Annotated in this window: 17 protein-coding genes; 7 read left to right on the forward strand and 10 right to left on the reverse strand. The window is 33.0% G+C overall.

Annotated features, from left to right (window positions below):
* Positions 1 to 32: 32 nt before the first annotated feature.
* The 6 genes from DFQ06_RS06360 to DFQ06_RS06385 all read left to right on the forward strand — a co-directional run bounded on the left by DFQ06_RS06360 (position 33) and on the right by DFQ06_RS06385 (position 8,504).
* Positions 33 to 1,145 (forward strand): hypothetical protein, encoded by a 1,113-nt coding sequence (locus DFQ06_RS06360; RefSeq protein WP_133966732.1) that lies wholly within the window; start codon positions 33 to 35, stop codon positions 1,143 to 1,145.
* A 140-nt stretch (positions 1,146 to 1,285) separates the two neighbouring features.
* Complete coding sequence (locus DFQ06_RS06365) at positions 1,286 to 1,762, forward strand: SRPBCC family protein (protein WP_042498351.1); 477 nt, start codon at positions 1,286 to 1,288, stop codon at positions 1,760 to 1,762.
* A gap of 339 nt (positions 1,763 to 2,101) precedes the next feature.
* Positions 2,102 to 4,207 carry a bifunctional aldolase/short-chain dehydrogenase gene (locus DFQ06_RS06370; protein ID WP_133966733.1) on the forward strand — a complete coding sequence of 702 codons (2,106 nt, stop codon included), beginning with the start codon at positions 2,102 to 2,104 and terminating at the stop codon, positions 4,205 to 4,207.
* A 168-nt stretch (positions 4,208 to 4,375) separates the two neighbouring features.
* Positions 4,376 to 5,656: a sugar isomerase gene (locus tag DFQ06_RS06375; RefSeq protein ID WP_133966735.1), complete on the forward strand. Its 1,281-nt coding sequence runs from the start codon at positions 4,376 to 4,378 to the stop codon at positions 5,654 to 5,656.
* Between the two features lie 11 nt (positions 5,657 to 5,667).
* Positions 5,668 to 7,038: an FGGY-family carbohydrate kinase gene (locus tag DFQ06_RS06380; protein WP_074939329.1), complete on the forward strand. Its 1,371-nt coding sequence runs from the start codon at positions 5,668 to 5,670 to the stop codon at positions 7,036 to 7,038.
* Positions 7,039 to 7,088: 50 nt separating this feature from the next.
* Positions 7,089 to 8,504, forward strand: coding sequence for a purine-cytosine permease family protein (locus DFQ06_RS06385; RefSeq protein ID WP_074939327.1), 1,416 nt, complete (start codon positions 7,089 to 7,091; stop codon positions 8,502 to 8,504).
* Positions 8,505 to 8,590: 86 nt separating this feature from the next.
* On the opposite strand, the gene DFQ06_RS06390 is transcribed toward DFQ06_RS06385, so the two are convergent.
* The 4 genes from DFQ06_RS06390 to pdxH all read right to left on the reverse strand — a co-directional run bounded on the left by DFQ06_RS06390 (position 8,591) and on the right by pdxH (position 12,325).
* Entirely contained in the window at positions 8,591 to 9,106 is a 516-nt protein-coding gene (locus tag DFQ06_RS06390; RefSeq protein ID WP_133966736.1) for a hypothetical protein, read from the reverse strand.
* Between the two features lie 165 nt (positions 9,107 to 9,271).
* Positions 9,272 to 10,507: a glycoside hydrolase family 88 protein gene (locus tag DFQ06_RS06395; protein ID WP_042504487.1), complete on the reverse strand. Its 1,236-nt coding sequence runs from the start codon at positions 10,505 to 10,507 to the stop codon at positions 9,272 to 9,274.
* 501 nt (positions 10,508 to 11,008) lie between these two features.
* Positions 11,009 to 11,503, reverse strand: a complete 495-nt coding sequence (locus DFQ06_RS06400; RefSeq protein ID WP_042498346.1) for a CAP domain-containing protein — start codon at positions 11,501 to 11,503, stop codon at positions 11,009 to 11,011.
* Positions 11,504 to 11,677: 174 nt separating this feature from the next.
* Positions 11,678 to 12,325 carry a pyridoxamine 5'-phosphate oxidase gene (gene pdxH, locus DFQ06_RS06405; RefSeq protein WP_074939320.1) on the reverse strand — a complete coding sequence of 216 codons (648 nt, stop codon included), beginning with the start codon at positions 12,323 to 12,325 and terminating at the stop codon, positions 11,678 to 11,680.
* A gap of 85 nt (positions 12,326 to 12,410) precedes the next feature.
* On the opposite strand from pdxH, the gene DFQ06_RS06410 reads away from it, so the two are divergent.
* Positions 12,411 to 12,827, forward strand: a complete 417-nt coding sequence (locus DFQ06_RS06410; RefSeq protein ID WP_042502787.1) for a hypothetical protein — start codon at positions 12,411 to 12,413, stop codon at positions 12,825 to 12,827.
* 18 nt (positions 12,828 to 12,845) lie between these two features.
* Here DFQ06_RS06410 and DFQ06_RS06415 read toward each other — a convergent pair whose 3' ends face one another.
* From DFQ06_RS06415 to DFQ06_RS06440, 6 genes are all read right to left on the reverse strand, one after another.
* Positions 12,846 to 13,754, reverse strand: a complete 909-nt coding sequence (locus DFQ06_RS06415; protein ID WP_074939307.1) for a ribonuclease Z — start codon at positions 13,752 to 13,754, stop codon at positions 12,846 to 12,848.
* A gap of 5 nt (positions 13,755 to 13,759) precedes the next feature.
* Entirely contained in the window at positions 13,760 to 14,230 is a 471-nt protein-coding gene (locus tag DFQ06_RS06420; RefSeq protein WP_133966739.1) for a DUF3291 domain-containing protein, read from the reverse strand.
* A gap of 1 nt (position 14,231) precedes the next feature.
* Positions 14,232 to 14,564 (reverse strand): ribonuclease Z, encoded by a 333-nt coding sequence (locus DFQ06_RS06425; RefSeq protein WP_133966741.1) that lies wholly within the window; start codon positions 14,562 to 14,564, stop codon positions 14,232 to 14,234.
* A 2-nt stretch (positions 14,565 to 14,566) separates the two neighbouring features.
* A complete protein-coding gene (locus DFQ06_RS06430) occupies positions 14,567 to 15,496 on the reverse strand; it encodes an aspartate carbamoyltransferase catalytic subunit (RefSeq protein WP_042502793.1) in 930 nt (309 codons plus the stop codon).
* Positions 15,497 to 15,575: 79 nt separating this feature from the next.
* A complete protein-coding gene (pyrR, locus tag DFQ06_RS06435; RefSeq protein WP_042498335.1) occupies positions 15,576 to 16,115 on the reverse strand; it encodes a bifunctional pyr operon transcriptional regulator/uracil phosphoribosyltransferase PyrR in 540 nt (179 codons plus the stop codon).
* A gap of 243 nt (positions 16,116 to 16,358) precedes the next feature.
* On the reverse strand, positions 16,359 to 16,895 hold the full coding sequence (locus DFQ06_RS06440) for a hypothetical protein (protein ID WP_042502794.1): 537 nt from the start codon (positions 16,893 to 16,895) through the stop codon (positions 16,359 to 16,361).
* Between the last annotated feature and the right edge of the window lie 96 nt (positions 16,896 to 16,991).

Below are 16,991 nucleotides of genomic sequence, written 5' to 3' on the forward strand. Positions count from 1 at the left end.
TCTTACACAACACGTTAGCAATAACCTCAAAAATGAAAGAGATTAACTATTGTATAGAAATATTGAATTTATTTGAGAATGATGAATATTCCAATTTGTTCGTTCTTAAAGAAATTACTAGTCGGAATTATTCTGAATTGGTTATCCATTTAGACAAAATCAAACTAGAGGATAACAATATTATAGAAAAAGAAATATATGGTAGTGACTATATTGGATATTTCGATAATACTTGGTATCAAAATAAGTATAAGAAATATATCGATTTATTACAAAAAAACATTGCAGAAGGAGAAGAGCATAGAAGATATGGATATTATTTTCTAGATTATATACATAGACTAAAACAGCTTTTTATCAATGAAAAATTAGATGAAAAACAGATGTTAGAAGTGATTCTGAAGGTTGATAGTGATATTGGTCAAAAACATCTGTTCATTAGTTTACTTGAATATATGAAAGAGCTTGAAAAATGGAGTGATATGGAGTATTATATAGAACAGATGCCTGTATACAAGGTCAATTCATATCGTAAAAAGGATGAACCAACTAGTGCCTTTGGATATCAAATTCGTATTTATGAATATATAAACAATGTTGACCTAAATAAATTTAAAACCTTCTATAAAAAGTGTCTTCCAGCTAAACATAAAACTGAAGCCAATTTGATAAAATCAGATTTTATATCTAATTATAGCAAACAAAAAGGGCTTGAAGCGGCAATGGAACTTACGGAAAAAACACCTTTTAAAAACTATGAAATAACAGCCTTAAAACCACTAGTCGATATTTTAAGTTACCCTGAAATGCTTACTCTTATAGAAAAACACGAAGAAGTATTAAATAAGCAAAAAAGTGCTATAAAGGAAAAGTTGTTGGTTGGTACCTTAAAAGCAGAATTCAACAAAGGGAATTATAACGAAAGTTATTTCTTAGAAGTTTATAATTTGATTCAAAAGATGGACAGAAAGGAACGCTGGGGTGATTTTAAATTAAAAGATTCTTTATTTTTCGATTTAGGTGAGTCTACTAAAAACTTGGAATTAATTATTAATTGTAGAAAAGAAATTAAACACAACTTATTAAAAAAAGAACTGAAATATTGGGAATTAGAGAATAAAAAGGCAATCGTTAACAATGTATGAAATTATAAAGGTTACGAGCTAGACCAAAAATTATTACATGTCCATAAAGTTCGGTAAAATTTTAAATTTAGCCAAGTCCTAAGCCGAAAGTAAGTACGTTTTTAATCCCTTCCTTTTCTTATACTAACCACTCCTCCAAAATGCCAAAAATCAAACTTCAAACAAAGATAAAAGCTACTAGAAGCATAGTATTTGATCTCTCGCGAAGTATCGATTTACACAAAATTTCAACGGAACACACAAACGAAGAAGCCATCGCAGGAAAAACGAGTGGATTAATCGGAATAGACGAAAGCGTAACGTGGAGAGCAAAACACTTTGGTATTTATCAAAACTTGACTTCCAAAATCACCGAATACAACCGACCAAAATACTTTACAGACCAAATGGTAAAAGGGGCTTTTAAAGAATTTAAACACGAACATCACTTTAAGGAATTGAATGATGAGACTTTAATGACAGACCTTTTTTATTACAAATCTCCTTTTGGAGTTTTAGGTAAAATAGCTGATAAATTGTTCCTCAAAAAATATATGATTGAATTACTCACTGAACGAAATCGCATTGTAAAGCAGTTTGCGGAATCTGAAAGGTGGAAAGAAATAATATCTAAATAAATCATGCAAGTAATAATATTAGGTTTAGTGATTAATCAAAAAATTGGCTGATTTCCGTACAAAAAATCGTCCTTTACTTCTCTACCTCCTTTAACAAACACCTTCCACACATTCTTTACTTTCATTATTTGAACAACCTATTGTTCCTAAAAACCTTTACTCTCTGTTTTTAATAAAAATAAAACCTCTTTTAAATTAGTTAACATTCAACTTATTAAAAAGAATAATACGGATTTGAATCGCAGAAACTTCAATGTTTTTACTAAATTACAGTACAGTGCAGGATGGACTCAAATTACTAATTATATAAATTTGTATAGTAACATTACAATAATAAATATGAGCACACATACAAAAAAATTTAAACACGTAGATTATTTATGGGATGATACTAAAGCTTCTGCTTTAGGAGACGATCAAGTAGCCTTATTTTTATATCGATCTAATATTTTAGGAGCCGACCTAAGAATTACAAATTACGGTGGTGGTAACACTAGCTGTAAAACCATGGAAAAAGACCCGTTAACAAATGAAGAGGTTGAAGTAATGTGGGTAAAAGGTTCTGGTGGCGATATTGGAACATTAACACGCTCAGGAATTGCAGGTTTATATACCGAAAGATTACGCGATTTAAAAAATGTTTACGGCGGTTTAGAAGATGAAGATAGAATGGTGGGGTTATTTAACCACTGTATCTACGATTTAGATAGTAAAGCTCCATCTATTGATACGCCGCTTCACGGTTTATTACCATTTGCTCATATTGATCACTTACACCCAGATGCACTTATTGCTGTTGCCGCGGCTCAGGATAGTGAAAAAGTTACCAAAGAAATTTGGGGAGACACTATGGGTTGGGTGCCATGGCAAAAACCAGGATTCGATTTAGGGTTACAGTTAGAAAAATGCTTAGCCGATAATCCTGGAATTAGAGGTATTGTTTTAGGTTCTCATGGTTTATTTACTTGGGGCGAAACATCATACGAATCTTACATCAATAGTTTAGAAGTGATTGAAATGGCTTCGGAATATATTGAGAAGAAAATGGAAGAAAAAGGTTCTGTTTTTGGAGGTCAAAAAGTAGAAAGCTTACCAAAAGAAGAACGTTTTGAAAAAGCAGTGCAAATCATGCCTTTATTAAGAGGTTTATGTGCTTCGGAAAATAGAATGATTGGTCATTTCTCTGATAACGATGTGGTTATGGATTTCATAAACAGTAACGATTTGGAACGCTTGGCGCCTATGGGAACCTCTTGTCCAGATCACTTTTTAAGAACCAAAATTCAGCCTTTAGTATTAACATTAGATAAAAACGAAGATTTATCTGATGCTGATGCCATTTTAAAGAAATTAGAACCTGCTTTTGAAGCTTACAGACAAGAATATGTAGATTACTATAATACTTGTAAAAAAGATAATAGCCCTGCAATTCGTGATGCAAACCCAGTAATTATCATCTATCCTGGTGTTGGTATGTTTAGTTTTGCAAAAAATAAGCAAACTACACGAGTTGCTAGTGAGTTTTATATAAACGCCATTAACGTAATGCGTGGTGCAGAAGCTATTACAGCTTATACATCTTTACCAAGGCAAGAAGCTTTCGATATTGAATATTGGTTGCTAGAAGAAGCCAAATTACAACGTATGCCAAAAGAGCAACCTTTATCTAGAAAAGTGGCTTTAGTTACTGGTGCTGGTGGTGGTATTGGAAAAGCTATTGCAGATAGATTAGCTGCAGAAGGAGCCAATGTTGTACTTACAGATATTAACGAAGAAAGCTTAATTACAGCGCATGCTACTTACAAAAGAGATGTATCTACTTATGCTATTTGCGATGTAACTGATACAGAATCTATTGCATCTGCTTACAAAAAAGCAGTTATTGAATTTGGTGGTGTAGATATCGTGGTGCATAGTGCTGGTTTAGCAATTTCTAAAGCTTTAGAAGATACAACAGATAAAGATTGGAACACTCTACAAAACATTTTGGTAAAAGGTCAATTCGATTTAGCTAAACAAGCTACCGCAATAATGCGTAAACAAGCCCTTGGTGGAGATTACATTGCTATTGCAAGTAAAAACGGTTTAGTAGCTGGCCCAAATAACGTGGCTTATGGTACTGCAAAAGCAGCACAACAACACATGGTGCGTTTGTTAGCTGCCGAACTAGGAAAAGATAAAATTAGAGTTAACACAGTAAACCCAGATGGTGTTATTGTAGGTAGTAAAATTTGGGAAGGTGCTTGGGCCGCTGGTCGAGCTAAAGCCAATGGTATTACTGTAGAGGAACTTCCGGCTTTTTATGCAAAAAGAAATTTATTAAATGAAATAATAACTCCTGCAGATATTGCTAATGGTGTGTTCTCTTTAGTTGCCATACTCGATAAATCTACAGGAAATATTATTAATGTTGATGGTGGTATGGCCAATGCCTTTGTGAGATAAAAACTATGTGAGTTAGTTTTAGTGTAAGCTTCCATAGCATATTAAATTATATATGGAAGTTTTTTTTAACAGAACACGTTTAAACGTTACGTTATTCTTTTGCTAACCAAATAATTAATGCTTCAAACACCTTCAACTAAACTAAACTAAACTAAACTAATAAGAATTATGAAAATAGAACAAAATCATATTCAAGACACCAATAAAAAAGACTTAACATCGCACCAAGAGCATTTCGATTTTTTATCGAATAGCTTAACAAAAAAAGGTGTAGATGTCAATAAAATTATATCAAAACTACAAGACTTTCAGGTTGCTATCCCTAGTTGGGCATTAGGAGCTGGAGGAACTCGTTTCGGACGTTTTTCATTCTATGGAGAGCCTTCTAGCTTAGAACAAAAAATTCAAGATGTAGGTGTTTTACATACACTTACACAAACTGCTGGAGCGGTATCATTACATATTCCTTGGGATATTCCTCAAGATTATAATGCGATAAAAGAAATAGCTTCAGGGTTAGATATTAAATTCGATGCTGTTAATTCTAATACCTTTCAAGATCAAGCAAACGCCAAAGAAAGTTACAAATACGGCTCTCTAAGTAACGTTAGCCAAGCTGTAAGGCAACAAGCTATTCAACATAACTTAGATGTTATAAATATAGGAAATAAATTAGGTTCAAAAAGTTTAACCGTATGGTTGGCGGACGGCTCTTGCTTTCCAGGACAAACTAACTTTCAAACAGCGCTTCAAAATACAGAAAGCAGTTTAAAAGAAATTTACAAAGACCTTCCTACAGATTGGAGTATGCTTATTGAATATAAGCCTTACGAACCTAACTTTTACAGTACGGTAATTCAGGATTGGGGAACCTCATTCATGCTTGCTAATGCCTGTGGAGAAAAAGCCTTTTCACTTGTCGATTTAGGCCATCACCTACCTAACAGTAATATCGAGCAAATTGTATCGATCTTAATGTCGAAAGCAAAACTAGGTGGTTTCCATTTTAATGACAGCAAATATGGAGATGATGATTTAACCGTTGGAAGCATTAAACCTTATGCCCTATTCTTAATTTTTAATGAATTGGTTTATGGTATGGAAAACAATCCTGCAAATCCAGATTTAGCTTGGATGATTGATGCTAGCCACAATGTAAAAGACCCGTTAGAAGATTTAATTCAATCTCTAGAAGCTATACAAGAGGCTTACGCCAAAGCGCTTTTAATAGATCAAAATAAATTAAAACAAGCACAACTAAATCACGATGTGGTAAAATGCCAAGAAATTCTACAAAACGCTTATAGAACAGATGTTCGTCCGTTACTAGAAAAAGCTAGACTAGAACGTGGCGGAGCATTAAGCCCTATAAATACTTACCGTGCTTTAGATGTTAGAAATGAACTTATAAAAGAACGTGGTAGAAATACAGTTGCTACAGGACTATAATTTATTTTAAAATGATAAATGTAACTGCCGTATTCGACATAGGAAAAACCAATAAAAAATTCTTTCTTTTTGATAGTGATTACAAAGAAGTTTATAAGGAATACATAAGCTTTGATGAAATTCAAGATGAAGATGGACATCCTACCGAGAACCTAAAAGCGCTTCAAGAATGGCTGAAAAAAGTGTTTCAAAACATTCTTGAAGCTTCAGAATATAATATTCAAGCTATAAATTTTTCAACTTATGGTGCCAGCTTTGTACACTTAGATGAAAACGGAGAAGTACTTACGCCTCTGTATAATTACACCAAGCAAATTGACAAATGTATTGTTAACGAATTTGTTGAAAAATATGGTCCTAGAGAAGATTTTTTAAAAACAACTGGTTGTTTTGATCTAAGTCTTTTAAATTCTGGTTTACAGCTATATTGGATAAAACATACCAAACCCGAAATATTCAAAAAAATAAAATACTCGCTGCATTTACCGCAGTATCTCAGTTTTATTTTTACAGGAATAGCCTTAAGCGAATATACTAGTATTGGCTGCCACACTGGGCTTTGGGATTACACAAAAAAAGATTATCACAGTTGGGTTTACAAAGAAGAACTTCATAAAATTTTACCAACTATTGTTTCTACAGAAACGAGTATTAACATGAACTACAACGGGAAACGCATTAAAATTGGTGTGGGTATTCACGATAGTTCGTCGGCTTTATTGCCTTATGTGCGTAGTGTAAAAAAGAAGTTTGTATTAGTATCGACAGGAACTTGGAGCATTACTTTAAACCCATTTACAGATCATCCTATTGTTGAAGATAGCGATGCTGAAGACTCTATTAATTATATGAGAATTAATGGAAAACCTGTAAAAGCGACACGTTTATTTTTAGGTAACGAGTATAAAATTCAAATAGATAAACTAAGTAAACTCTTTGATGTGGATGAAGATTATCATCGTCATGTAAAGTTTGATTATGATATCTATTCTGAAATATTACACGATTTTAAACACATGTTTACATGGGAAGGGTTAATTGATCAAGATATGCAAAAAGAAACTCATATAAGCTATGATAATTTTGAATATGCCTATCATCAATTAATGACGGAACTTGTTCTTCTTCAAATAAAAAGTATAAAAGATGTTATTGGTGACGATGATGTTAAACGCCTTTATATTGATGGAGGTTTTAGTGATAACGACCTTTTTGTAAAATTACTATCACATTATTGTAGAAACATGAAATTACGTACTACCGATTCTTCATTAGGATCAGCATTGGGTGCGGCCATTTCTATTTCAGATAAAAAATTAAACTCTAAATTTTTGCGTAAAAATTACTCACTAAAAAAACACGTCCCCTTTATAATCAAATAACACATACTAAATTACTAGACAGAACTAACCATTCCATAAAACTAAACTAAATGAGCCAAGTAAGTATAGAACAAGATGTAATTGAAGATATTGCAGGAGGAGAATTTGAAAGAACCCCAGTACCAAAATCCAAATTAAAAGGATGGAAGAGTTTTATTGGCATGTATGCCGGAGAACATGCTGCAGGAACTGAGTTTATGATTGGCCCCTTGTTTTTAACAGCTGGTGTAAGTGCTTTCGATTTAATTATTGGTTTATTAATAGGAAATCTATTGGCCGTTTTAAGTTGGAGATTTTTAACTGCAGAAATAGCTATTAAAAACAGATTGACTTTATATTTTCAGTTAGAAAAAATATGTGGAAAAAAACTAGTTACAGGTTATAACTTAGCTAACGGTATTTTATTTTGCTTTTTAGCAGGGTCTATGATAACTGTTTCTGCAACAGCGGTAGGCATACCATTTAATATGCCTATGCCAAAGCTAACGGATACCATGCCTAACGGTGCAACTTGGATAATCATAGTTATTCTTATTGGAGCTGTTATATCTATAATTGCAGCACGTGGTTACGATATGGTTACCAAAGCTGCTAACCTAATGTCGCCAATAATTGTAATCGCTTTTTTAGCTTGTGGTATAGTAGCTCTTAACCAATTGGGTGTAACTAGTTTTAGTGATTTTTGGAATATTTGGGGAGAAGGTTCAGAGCCCTTTCCTGGGCAAATAAAATTCACGTTTTGGCATGTTGTAATTTGGTCTTGGTTTGCTAATGGTGCCATGCATATTGGTATGTCGGATTTATCAGTTTTTAGATTTGCAAAAAAAGCCAAAGCAGGCTGGGCAACAGCGGCAGGTATGTACGTAGGTCATTATATGGCATGGATTGCGGCTGCATTATTATATGCCGTTTACTTAAAATCTCCTGAAGCTTTAACTTTTTTAAGCAATGGTGATGCACCTCCCGTAGCACCAGGACCTCTAGCTTATAATGCTATAGGTGTTTTTGGTATTATAGCAGTTGTTTTAGCAGGTTGGACCACTGCAAATCCAACAATTTACAGAGCTGGTTTAGCTTTTCAAGCTATTTTACCAAAACTATCTACAGCAAAGGTTACCCTTTTAGCGGGAGCTATAGCAACTTTAGCAGGACTTTTTCCTGCTTTTGCAATGAAACTTTTAGGTTTTGTTGCGCTTTACGGCTTTATTTTAGCGCCTTTTGGAGCCATTATTGTATTTGAACACTTTTTCCATAAAAAAGTCGGCATCATAAAAAACTATGCTGAAGCGGCTAACTTATCGTTTAATAAATCGGTGTTTTGGGCTTGGGCTATTAGCTTTGGTGTTTTCTACTTTATTTCGGTACAGTTTGATGTATTTTTATCTTTTGTAACACTACCCGCTTGGATTTTATGCGGCGTACTCTTTTTAGTTTTTAGTAAAAAATTCCAAAAGCAGACGAAATAATTAATTATAAAAACATAAAAAAACGGGTTGAAAAGTAATAAACTTTTCAACCCGTTTTTATTTATAAATGATAATAATTACTAAATTTATTCTATGTGTATTATTCTAATACCATTAAAACAATCGTCTGTACAATTATCCTGAGTATAACCACAAACTGATATTAATCCGTTATTCCCTGTTTCAAAGTAAGTTTTAGCGTTTTTTCTTTTAACCAACCATTCATTTTCAGCTTTATTGTAGATAGCATCTAAGGTTAAAGCTTGAGCTCCTGAGGTATGACTTCCAACTTCTACTCCATTTTCTATCCACTCTAGTTCCTCTTCAGATAAATTAACATCTAAACCTTCTGGTATAAAATATTTAAAATGTCTTTGAGTAACCTCTCCATTAAGTACTGTTATTGTCGTTTCATTAGACCATCCCACCCAAGATCCATTTTGCACAGTATATATGTATGAGTTATTAGTCTCTATTTTGAAAGTCTCTAAAGCTTCAAGACTATTTTCAAAACTACTTTGATAAGATATGTCGTCCGATTCGCAAGACAGACATAAACTTCCAATAAAAACGAAGGCAATAAGGTAAATTTTGTATTTCATAATCTTGAGCTTTTCCCGAAGATGCAACTATTAGCAATTGGTTGCGTTATATCGAAGGTAGTATTTTCAATAATGAAAAAAGAAAAGCCTTTTGTTTCAAGAGAATAATTGAAGAAATACAAAAGAGGTTATCATTTCTTATAAAATAATAACCTCTTTTGTAATTTATATTTTGTGCAAAGCTGCTAAAACAGGAATACCTTCGTTTAGTTTTTTAAGTCTTAATAAGGCTTCAACGTAATAGTAATCGGCATAAACAATTGAATAATCGATCTCTGACCCTGCCGGTGCATGACCTGTAGAATGCAATAAACATGCGGTATTTATATCTTTACTTTGGTAATTTTTAGAAAGTTCTACTAACATACCTTCACCTTTGTTTCTATATTCTTTAGCTAAATTTTCATCTTTAGTAAGTGTTGATAGTTCTAGCAACGCAGAAGCTACTACAGCAGCCGCAGAAGCGTCTCTAGTGGTGTTTGGAATATCTGGAGCATCAAAGTCCCAATACGGTATTAAATCTTCTGGTAAACGATCTAAATATACCTGAGTTACTTTTTGTGCAAAATCTAAATATTTTGGATCTTTAGTTTCTCTATAAACCATGGTATAACCATAAATAGCCCACGATTGTCCACGTGCCCACATACTACTATCACTATACCCTTGGTGTGTTACACCTTTAATTTTCTCTCCTGTATCTTTATCATATACAACAACGTGGTATGATGTATAATCCGGTCTAAAATGATTTTCCATAGTAACATCGGCATGGCTAACAGCCATATCATACAATGCTTTATTATCCCCATTTTTAGATGCCCAAAACAACAACTCTAAATTGATCATGTTGTCCATAATAGTGTTATGCTGTGGCCATTCCATGTTTGGCACATCTCTAGGCCAAGATAAAATAGTACCAACATTAGGATTAAATAATGTAGCTAAAGTATCGGCTGTTTTTAAAATAACATCTTTATAATCTGGATTTTTAGTTAAGCGGTAACCATTTCCAAAACTATTGTAGACCTGAAAACCTAAATCGTGATCTAAAGCAGGTGTTACAGACAATGGTCTAAGATATTCTGTAAATTTATCGGCAGATACTTCCCATTCTTTTTCATTATTAAACTCATATAAATACCAAAGTTCACCTGGCCAAAATCCGCTAGTCCAATCTTTATAATCTACATAACGCCATTCTTTGCTGTCTGGAGCTATATTTCTAGGTATATTTCCTTCGGCTGGTACTAGTTTTAAAGCCTTAGAAGTTTGCTCAACGCAATACGCTAATTGTGCATCAACATCAAAACTTGCTTCTACTGCAACTTCACTTTTCTTTTTACCACAGTTTACCATTAGGAGTGTTACAAAAAATGCGCCTAAAATTTGTAATTTCATATGCCTCATATTTAATATCTATAATCTTTTCTTATTCTATTTCTTAGGTTTGAGCAATTGAATTATGAGTATAAATTCATAATTACAAATCGCTCTCTTATTGAATTCAATATTAGTAAGAATTAAGATTTAACATCATAAATTATAGCGCAATTAGTATAAATTATAGTCATATTTTGACCGAAAGTGCCGTAAAGCCTACAAATTTTTAAATACTCATTAAAAAAACTATTATTTTTTAGCACCCCTTGTTAAGTCGCAATTAAAAAAAATAAAATGAATAGACTGGAAGGTTTTAGAGCTGTAAATTCATGAAGACATATTCAATTTTAATAGGCATAGTTTGAATTTTATATACAAAAAAATCCTCTGATTTTCATCAGAGGATTTTTATACTTTAAACTAGATAACAACACTTCAAATTGTTATTAACTTACCTGTTTAACTCATTATGGCTATTAATTAGTAAATAAATAGGTATGCTCTAGTAACGTAGTTACTTTATTTTTTAATAAAGATATTAGTGTAATACCATCTACCTTCTGCATTTTGTTCTGCCGAGATATCAAAGTTTGTAAAATCACCTTCAATATTTTTACGGTGTCCTTCACTTGCTAACCAAGCTTTCACTAAAGTTTGAGCAGAGCTATAACCATATGCTACATTTTCTGAAACTCTTGCAGCTCCCGTATGAGATTTTAAATACTCACTTCTCTTAAAAAAGTTATCGTGAGAGATTTCATTATTTTCTAACATGTAATCTGTATGGCTATAAGCTACAGACTTTACAATATTCATATCACCTAAAGCATTTAAACCTTGAGATACCCTATAATCGTTAATTAATTCTAAAGTTTCTACCTCAATACTTTTGGCTTGAATAGTAGTTTCTTCGATTTGGATTTGTTCTCCACTATCATCCATACTTTCTGTGGAACAAGAAAAAGAAAACATAGCTATGAGAGCTATTAACGGAAATTTTAGAAGTGATTTCATAAGTAGGAATTTTTTGAATTATTGCTTTGGGTTTAACAAAGATATTCGCCTACTTAAAAGAAAGTGTTAAAGAAATGTTAAAATCGACAAACAACGTGTACTTCATCGATTTTATTTGCTTTTAATCGCTGAAATACATGTTTTTCAAACTAGAAAATGTATTTCAACGTTATTTTATGAAGATAAACGGTTTATTAACCAACTGTAATCTTCCTGAAGTTGATATCTAATTCTATCATGTAATCTATTAGGACGACCTTGCCAAAACTCGATTTCTACCGGCTTTACAATATAGCCTCCCCAATATTTTGGTCTTAAAATAGGTTTAGCCTCATATTCTTTTTCTAATTCCGAAAGTTTAGTCTCAAGATAAGCACGATTTGGAATCACCTCACTTTGGTTAGAAACTAATGCACCCAACTGACTACCAACAGGTCGTGACTCAAAATAACCATCACTCATATTCTCAGCAATTTTTTCTGCTCGTCCTTTTATAATAATTTGTCGTTCTGCACCATGCCAAAAAAATGATAAGCAAACATTAGGGTTCGCTGCTATAGCTTTTCCTTTTTCACTCTCATAATTAGTATAAAAAATAAATCCTTCGTAAGTGTAGCGCTTTAAAAGTACCACTCTGTTTTTTGGAAAACCATCTAAGCCTAAAGTTGAAACCGTCATCGCATTTGTTTCATCTTCAGCAAAGTGTAAATCTACCTCGTGAAACCATTTTTGAAATAATTCTAACGGATTTTCTGGTACTTCTTCTAAAAGCAATTCACCTTTATCGTAAGATTTTCTGTAGTTACTTAAGTCCTTTTCCATAGATACAAATTAACGAAAAAAAAAGATTCTTTAAATTTTTATTGTGTGAGAATTTTCATATTTTTAAAGAGTTAAATTTGGAAATATGCAATTTAAAAAAACAAAATACTTTAATAGCATGACACATAAGGAAATAGAACTTCCCTTCGGAACATACTATTTCTGCAACAATATTGTAATTTCCGAATTGAATGAAGGCGTACATTTTGATTGGGATAAATGCTCCATGATGATTAATAAAATTTTAGAATTTTATGGTGAAGATTGTAAAATTGGTTTTATCTCCAACAGAATTAACAATTATTCCGTAGATCCAAATAATTGGGTAAGAGCTCATAGCGAATATAACTTTATGATTGCAAGTGCAATAATAATTTACCAAAACTCTAGCTATAAAGTAGCTACCCTAGAAAAATACTTTTCACAAAAAAAATTAAAACGCTGCTTATCCTTAGAAGAAGGTATTACTTGGCTACAAAAATTTAAAAAGCTAAAAGTATAGCCTTAAAAATAACCTCTCTTAACTAAAATCGAACACCTTACCATCTCCACTTAGCTTTACATTATCAAAAACCTCCTCGGCTTCCGTTTTAAAGCCATCCAAACCACCATAGCGTGTAGAAAAATGCCCCAACACTAAAGTGCCCACATTGGCTTGCTTAGCAATGCTAGCAGCTTCTTTAGCTGTGGAATGTTTAGTTTTTGGTCCTAAATGTGCATGTTTTTCTAAAAATGTCGATTCATGGTATAATACATCTACATCTTTTATAATGGGTACAATATCTTCCTTATAGACGGTATCACTGCAAAAGGCGTAACTTTTAGGTTTTTCAGCATCACTTGTAACGCTTTCATTTCTTATTAAAACGCCATCTTCGTTCTCAACATCAAAACCTTGTTTTAACTTTCTGTAGTAAGCTACATTTATATTAGCTTCTTCTGCTAAATCTACATTTAATTTACGTTCACCTTCTTTTTCTTTAAATAAATAGCCGTTAGTGTATATACGATGTTCTAACGGAATGGTGTGTACCTCAACCACATCGTCTTGGTAAACTAATTGAGATTCTTTGGAAGATAACTCATGGAAATACAAGTTGTAATTTGTCCAAGAATCGGCCAATTTCATTTGTAGTGTTACAATTTCTTTGATGCCTTTTGGACCATAAACATGCAAATCAGCTTCTCTTTTCAATAATCTAAAGGTTGAAATTAAACCTACTAACCCAAAAAAGTGATCGCCATGCAAATGTGAAATAAACACGTGCTTAATTCTATTGAATTTAATTTTATGTTTACGTAAATGTACCTGTGTACCCTCACCACAATCTATTAGAAACATATGGTTATTAATTTCTAAAACCTGAGATGTAGTATTGGTTAAAGCTCTTGGAGTTGCGCTGTAACAGCCTAAAATAGTGAGCTTCATAAATTTTAATTTAAAGTTTTATATTGCAAGGCATCGGCTGCCGTAAACTTGCTTTTAAAAGAAAAAGCATAAGGCGTTTCGCCGTGTGCATTTAAATAATCTAATCTATCTTTAGCATCCTGAAACGTTGGCATATAGCCTTCTGGCACGTACCAAAACGCGAGATGCATCATTTTAATTTTGCTAAACCATTCTTTTTTACGCTTAAAAACTTCAATATGGTCGGAGTTGTAAGTGTAATTAAAAAGGGCTTCTCTGCTTTCCCAAACCGATATGTTAATAATTAAAGTATCATCTTTAAAAACTAAAACAGCAGCATCTTTATCCTCATCTTTTAAACGCCAAACAAACCCCTCACTACTATCAGCAATGGCATTCATTTTATCCACATTATTTATAAAACCTTGCATAATGGGATCGCTAAGTGGCGCCAAACATTTGGCAATATTTACTTGGGCTAAATAGAATTTACTCATTTTACAAACCTAAGTCGCGTTCCATAACCTCCATTTCAATAAGGTCGTGAGCTTCTTGTAAGGTAGGTACAATAGCTAAATCTTCTGGAGCTTCGTCTAAATCTATTTTACTAGATACAATAACGAAAGAATGCTTAGAAGCACGATGTGTTTTAGAAATTTGTAAAAACTCTGCAACCTCATCCGTACTTATAGCCTCTAAAGATGTTAAAGCAACAATAATATTATTGTTTTTAAACTTAGGATATAAGGCCTGTATTTTTTTTATCAATTCTATACTCGTAGCTTTCTCTTGAGTAATAATAGATGTATTTTCTTTTTGATCAATAATCATAACTATTGTTTTATTTTAGATGCCAATAAATAAATTACCGCCATACGTACGGCAACCCCATTCTGCACCTGATCTAGAATTATAGCCTGATCAGAATCGGCAACATCGCTCGTAATCTCTACGCCACGGTTTATTGGTCCGGGATGCATAATGGTAATTTCTTTATCTAGCGAATTTAGCAAATCTTTTGTAACTCCAAATTGTTGCGTATATTCTCGTGTTGATGGAAAATAACTAATATCCATACGTTCGTTTTGTACACGTAGCATATTAGCAACATCACACCAATTTAAAGCTTTCCTTAAATCGGTTTCTACCTTTACCCCTAATTTATCAATATATTTTGGCAATAAAGTTTTTGGTCCGCAAACCATAACCTCAGCACCTTGTAATTGCAATGCAAATATGTTAGACAGTGCTACTCTACTATGCAGAATATCGCCAACAATAACCACTTTTTTCCCTTTAACACCGCCTAATTTTTCTCTAATAGAATACGAATCTAACAAGGCTTGCGTAGGGTGTTCATGCGCGCCATCTCCAGCATTAATAATACTTGCGTTTACATGCTTAGATAAAAACACACCAGCACCAGGGTTTGGATGCCGCATTACAACCATATCCACTTTCATGGATAAAATATTGTTTACCGTATCAATTAAAGTTTCCCCTTTTTTAACAGACGATTGTGCTGAAGAAAAATTTAACACATCGGCAGACAAACGTTTCTCTGCCAACTCGAACGATAATTTTGTTCTTGTAGAGTTTTCAAAAAATAAATTGGCAATGGTAATATCACGTAGCGAAGGCACCTTTTTAATCGGTCGGTTTATAACCTCTTTAAAATGATCGGCCGTTTCAAAAATAAGTTGAATATCCTGTTTGTTCAGGTATTTAATACCTAATAAGTGGTTTACACTTAATTCGCTCATGATTTTAATATTCAGTTGGCCCCAATAGTTGCCAGTTGTTCAAATTGTATATTACCTAGCTTCTTTTAAAACTAAAAAACTATTTTTCAATTAAATAAACCGCGTCTTCACCATCTTGCTCCGTCCAGTTTACTTTCACTTTTTCGTTGTTAATTACATCTACCTGGCGGCCACGGTAATCGGGCTGTATCGGTAAATGTCTACTAAAACGTCTATCAATAAGTGTTAAAAGTTCAATTTCTTTCGGTCGCCCAAAAGATTGTATAGCCGTTAAAGCCGAACGAATACTTCGCCCAGTGTATAACACATCGTCCACAAAAACGACATTTTTTTCTTCAACCAAAAAATTAATTTTAGTAGCATTGGCTTCCAACGGTTTATCGCTACGTCTAAAATCGTCACGATAAAAGGTAATATCCAATTGCCCTAATTTAATATCTTTAATTTTATAATCTTCGGTTAAAATTTTGGCCAATCGGCTCGCTAAAAACACACCACGTGGTTGCAAACCAATTAAAACGGTATTCGAAAAATCGTGATGTCGTTCAATAAGCTGGCAAGCCAATCTGTGAAGAATGATATTTATGGCTTTAGCGTTAAGTAAAACTTTTTGACTCATATGGTGTTCCAAACGTATTTGGTAAACAAAGGTAATGCAAAAAAAGATAAGTAGAAACCCTAGTCAATAACTTTATTTTGGGCGCACCCCTATCGGGTCGGGCTATACGTTGCAAGTCCTCGTAAGCCAGATTCTCATCGGGCTTACTGTGGGCTTTACACTGCTATCCCTTGCGCATAGCTCGCAGCGGTAGTTCTATAAAGCAAAGTGCCATTTAAACCAACACAACTACTTGTAATAATATTATAATCCAAATATTTTAGCATCTACATAAAATGTAGAATTCACATCAATATTATGGTCTTCAGAAATTAACTCATCTGTTACAGCTTCTACTCTAAGTGTATAAGCATCACTTTTAATATACACCTTCAAATCTTCGCTAGTCGTTTCTAGCATGATACTCTTTTCTGCATTTTCCGGTACCTCTTCCATCCAAGCAATTAACATTTCCTCTTCATCTTCCGCAGAAATATAAATATTAATAGAATTCAAAAAATTAAAATTGCCTTCTTCTGGTGAGATCAACTTCAATTCCATATCAGTAAGATTAATAGACTCTATTAAATCTTTCTTGGTATTGTTATTCTCAAAAGTAGATTCCGAGTTTGTAGTAACTTCTGGTGTTTCCATGAAAAAAGGTACATCTACCACAGTGGTCGATTGTATAACAACAGATTCGGTGTAATTAATTTCAAATTTGGTTAATTCATCTAGCGCATCGCAACCAACAATTAAGGTTAATAGAAATGCGCTTACAATTAATTTAATAGTTTTCATAGGTTATTTTTTGGGGTTTATTTTTAATTTAAGTTTTCAAATATAAGATAAAACGACCAATAAATCGGTTTAAACGCAAAAACAGTCGTTTTTTAA

The sequence above is a fragment of the Algibacter lectus genome, from assembly GCF_004368925.1.
Lineage (GTDB): Bacteria > Bacteroidota > Bacteroidia > Flavobacteriales > Flavobacteriaceae > Algibacter > Algibacter lectus.

Bases quoted from the DNA above. Each gene is read 5' to 3' on its own strand.
- DFQ06_RS06360 (WP_133966732.1), top strand. From the start codon at position 33: ATGAAAGAGATTAACTATTGTATAGAAATATTGAATTTATTTGAGAAT.
- DFQ06_RS06365 (WP_042498351.1), top strand. From the start codon at position 1,286: ATGCCAAAAATCAAACTTCAAACAAAGATAAAAGCTACTAGAAGCATA.
- DFQ06_RS06370 (WP_133966733.1), top strand. From the start codon at position 2,102: ATGAGCACACATACAAAAAAATTTAAACACGTAGATTATTTATGGGAT.
- DFQ06_RS06375 (WP_133966735.1), top strand. From the start codon at position 4,376: ATGAAAATAGAACAAAATCATATTCAAGACACCAATAAAAAAGACTTA.
- DFQ06_RS06380 (WP_074939329.1), top strand. From the start codon at position 5,668: ATGATAAATGTAACTGCCGTATTCGACATAGGAAAAACCAATAAAAAA.
- DFQ06_RS06385 (WP_074939327.1), top strand. From the start codon at position 7,089: ATGAGCCAAGTAAGTATAGAACAAGATGTAATTGAAGATATTGCAGGA.
- DFQ06_RS06390 (WP_133966736.1), bottom strand. From the start codon at position 9,106: ATGAAATACAAAATTTACCTTATTGCCTTCGTTTTTATTGGAAGTTTA.
- DFQ06_RS06395 (WP_042504487.1), bottom strand. From the start codon at position 10,507: ATGAAATTACAAATTTTAGGCGCATTTTTTGTAACACTCCTAATGGTA.
- DFQ06_RS06400 (WP_042498346.1), bottom strand. From the start codon at position 11,503: ATGAAATCACTTCTAAAATTTCCGTTAATAGCTCTCATAGCTATGTTT.
- pdxH (WP_074939320.1), bottom strand. From the start codon at position 12,325: ATGGAAAAGGACTTAAGTAACTACAGAAAATCTTACGATAAAGGTGAA.
- DFQ06_RS06410 (WP_042502787.1), top strand. From the start codon at position 12,411: ATGCAATTTAAAAAAACAAAATACTTTAATAGCATGACACATAAGGAA.
- DFQ06_RS06415 (WP_074939307.1), bottom strand. From the start codon at position 13,754: ATGAAGCTCACTATTTTAGGCTGTTACAGCGCAACTCCAAGAGCTTTA.
- DFQ06_RS06420 (WP_133966739.1), bottom strand. From the start codon at position 14,230: ATGAGTAAATTCTATTTAGCCCAAGTAAATATTGCCAAATGTTTGGCG.
- DFQ06_RS06425 (WP_133966741.1), bottom strand. From the start codon at position 14,564: ATGATTATTGATCAAAAAGAAAATACATCTATTATTACTCAAGAGAAA.
- DFQ06_RS06430 (WP_042502793.1), bottom strand. From the start codon at position 15,496: ATGAGCGAATTAAGTGTAAACCACTTATTAGGTATTAAATACCTGAAC.
- pyrR (WP_042498335.1), bottom strand. From the start codon at position 16,115: ATGAGTCAAAAAGTTTTACTTAACGCTAAAGCCATAAATATCATTCTT.
- DFQ06_RS06440 (WP_042502794.1), bottom strand. From the start codon at position 16,895: ATGAAAACTATTAAATTAATTGTAAGCGCATTTCTATTAACCTTAATT.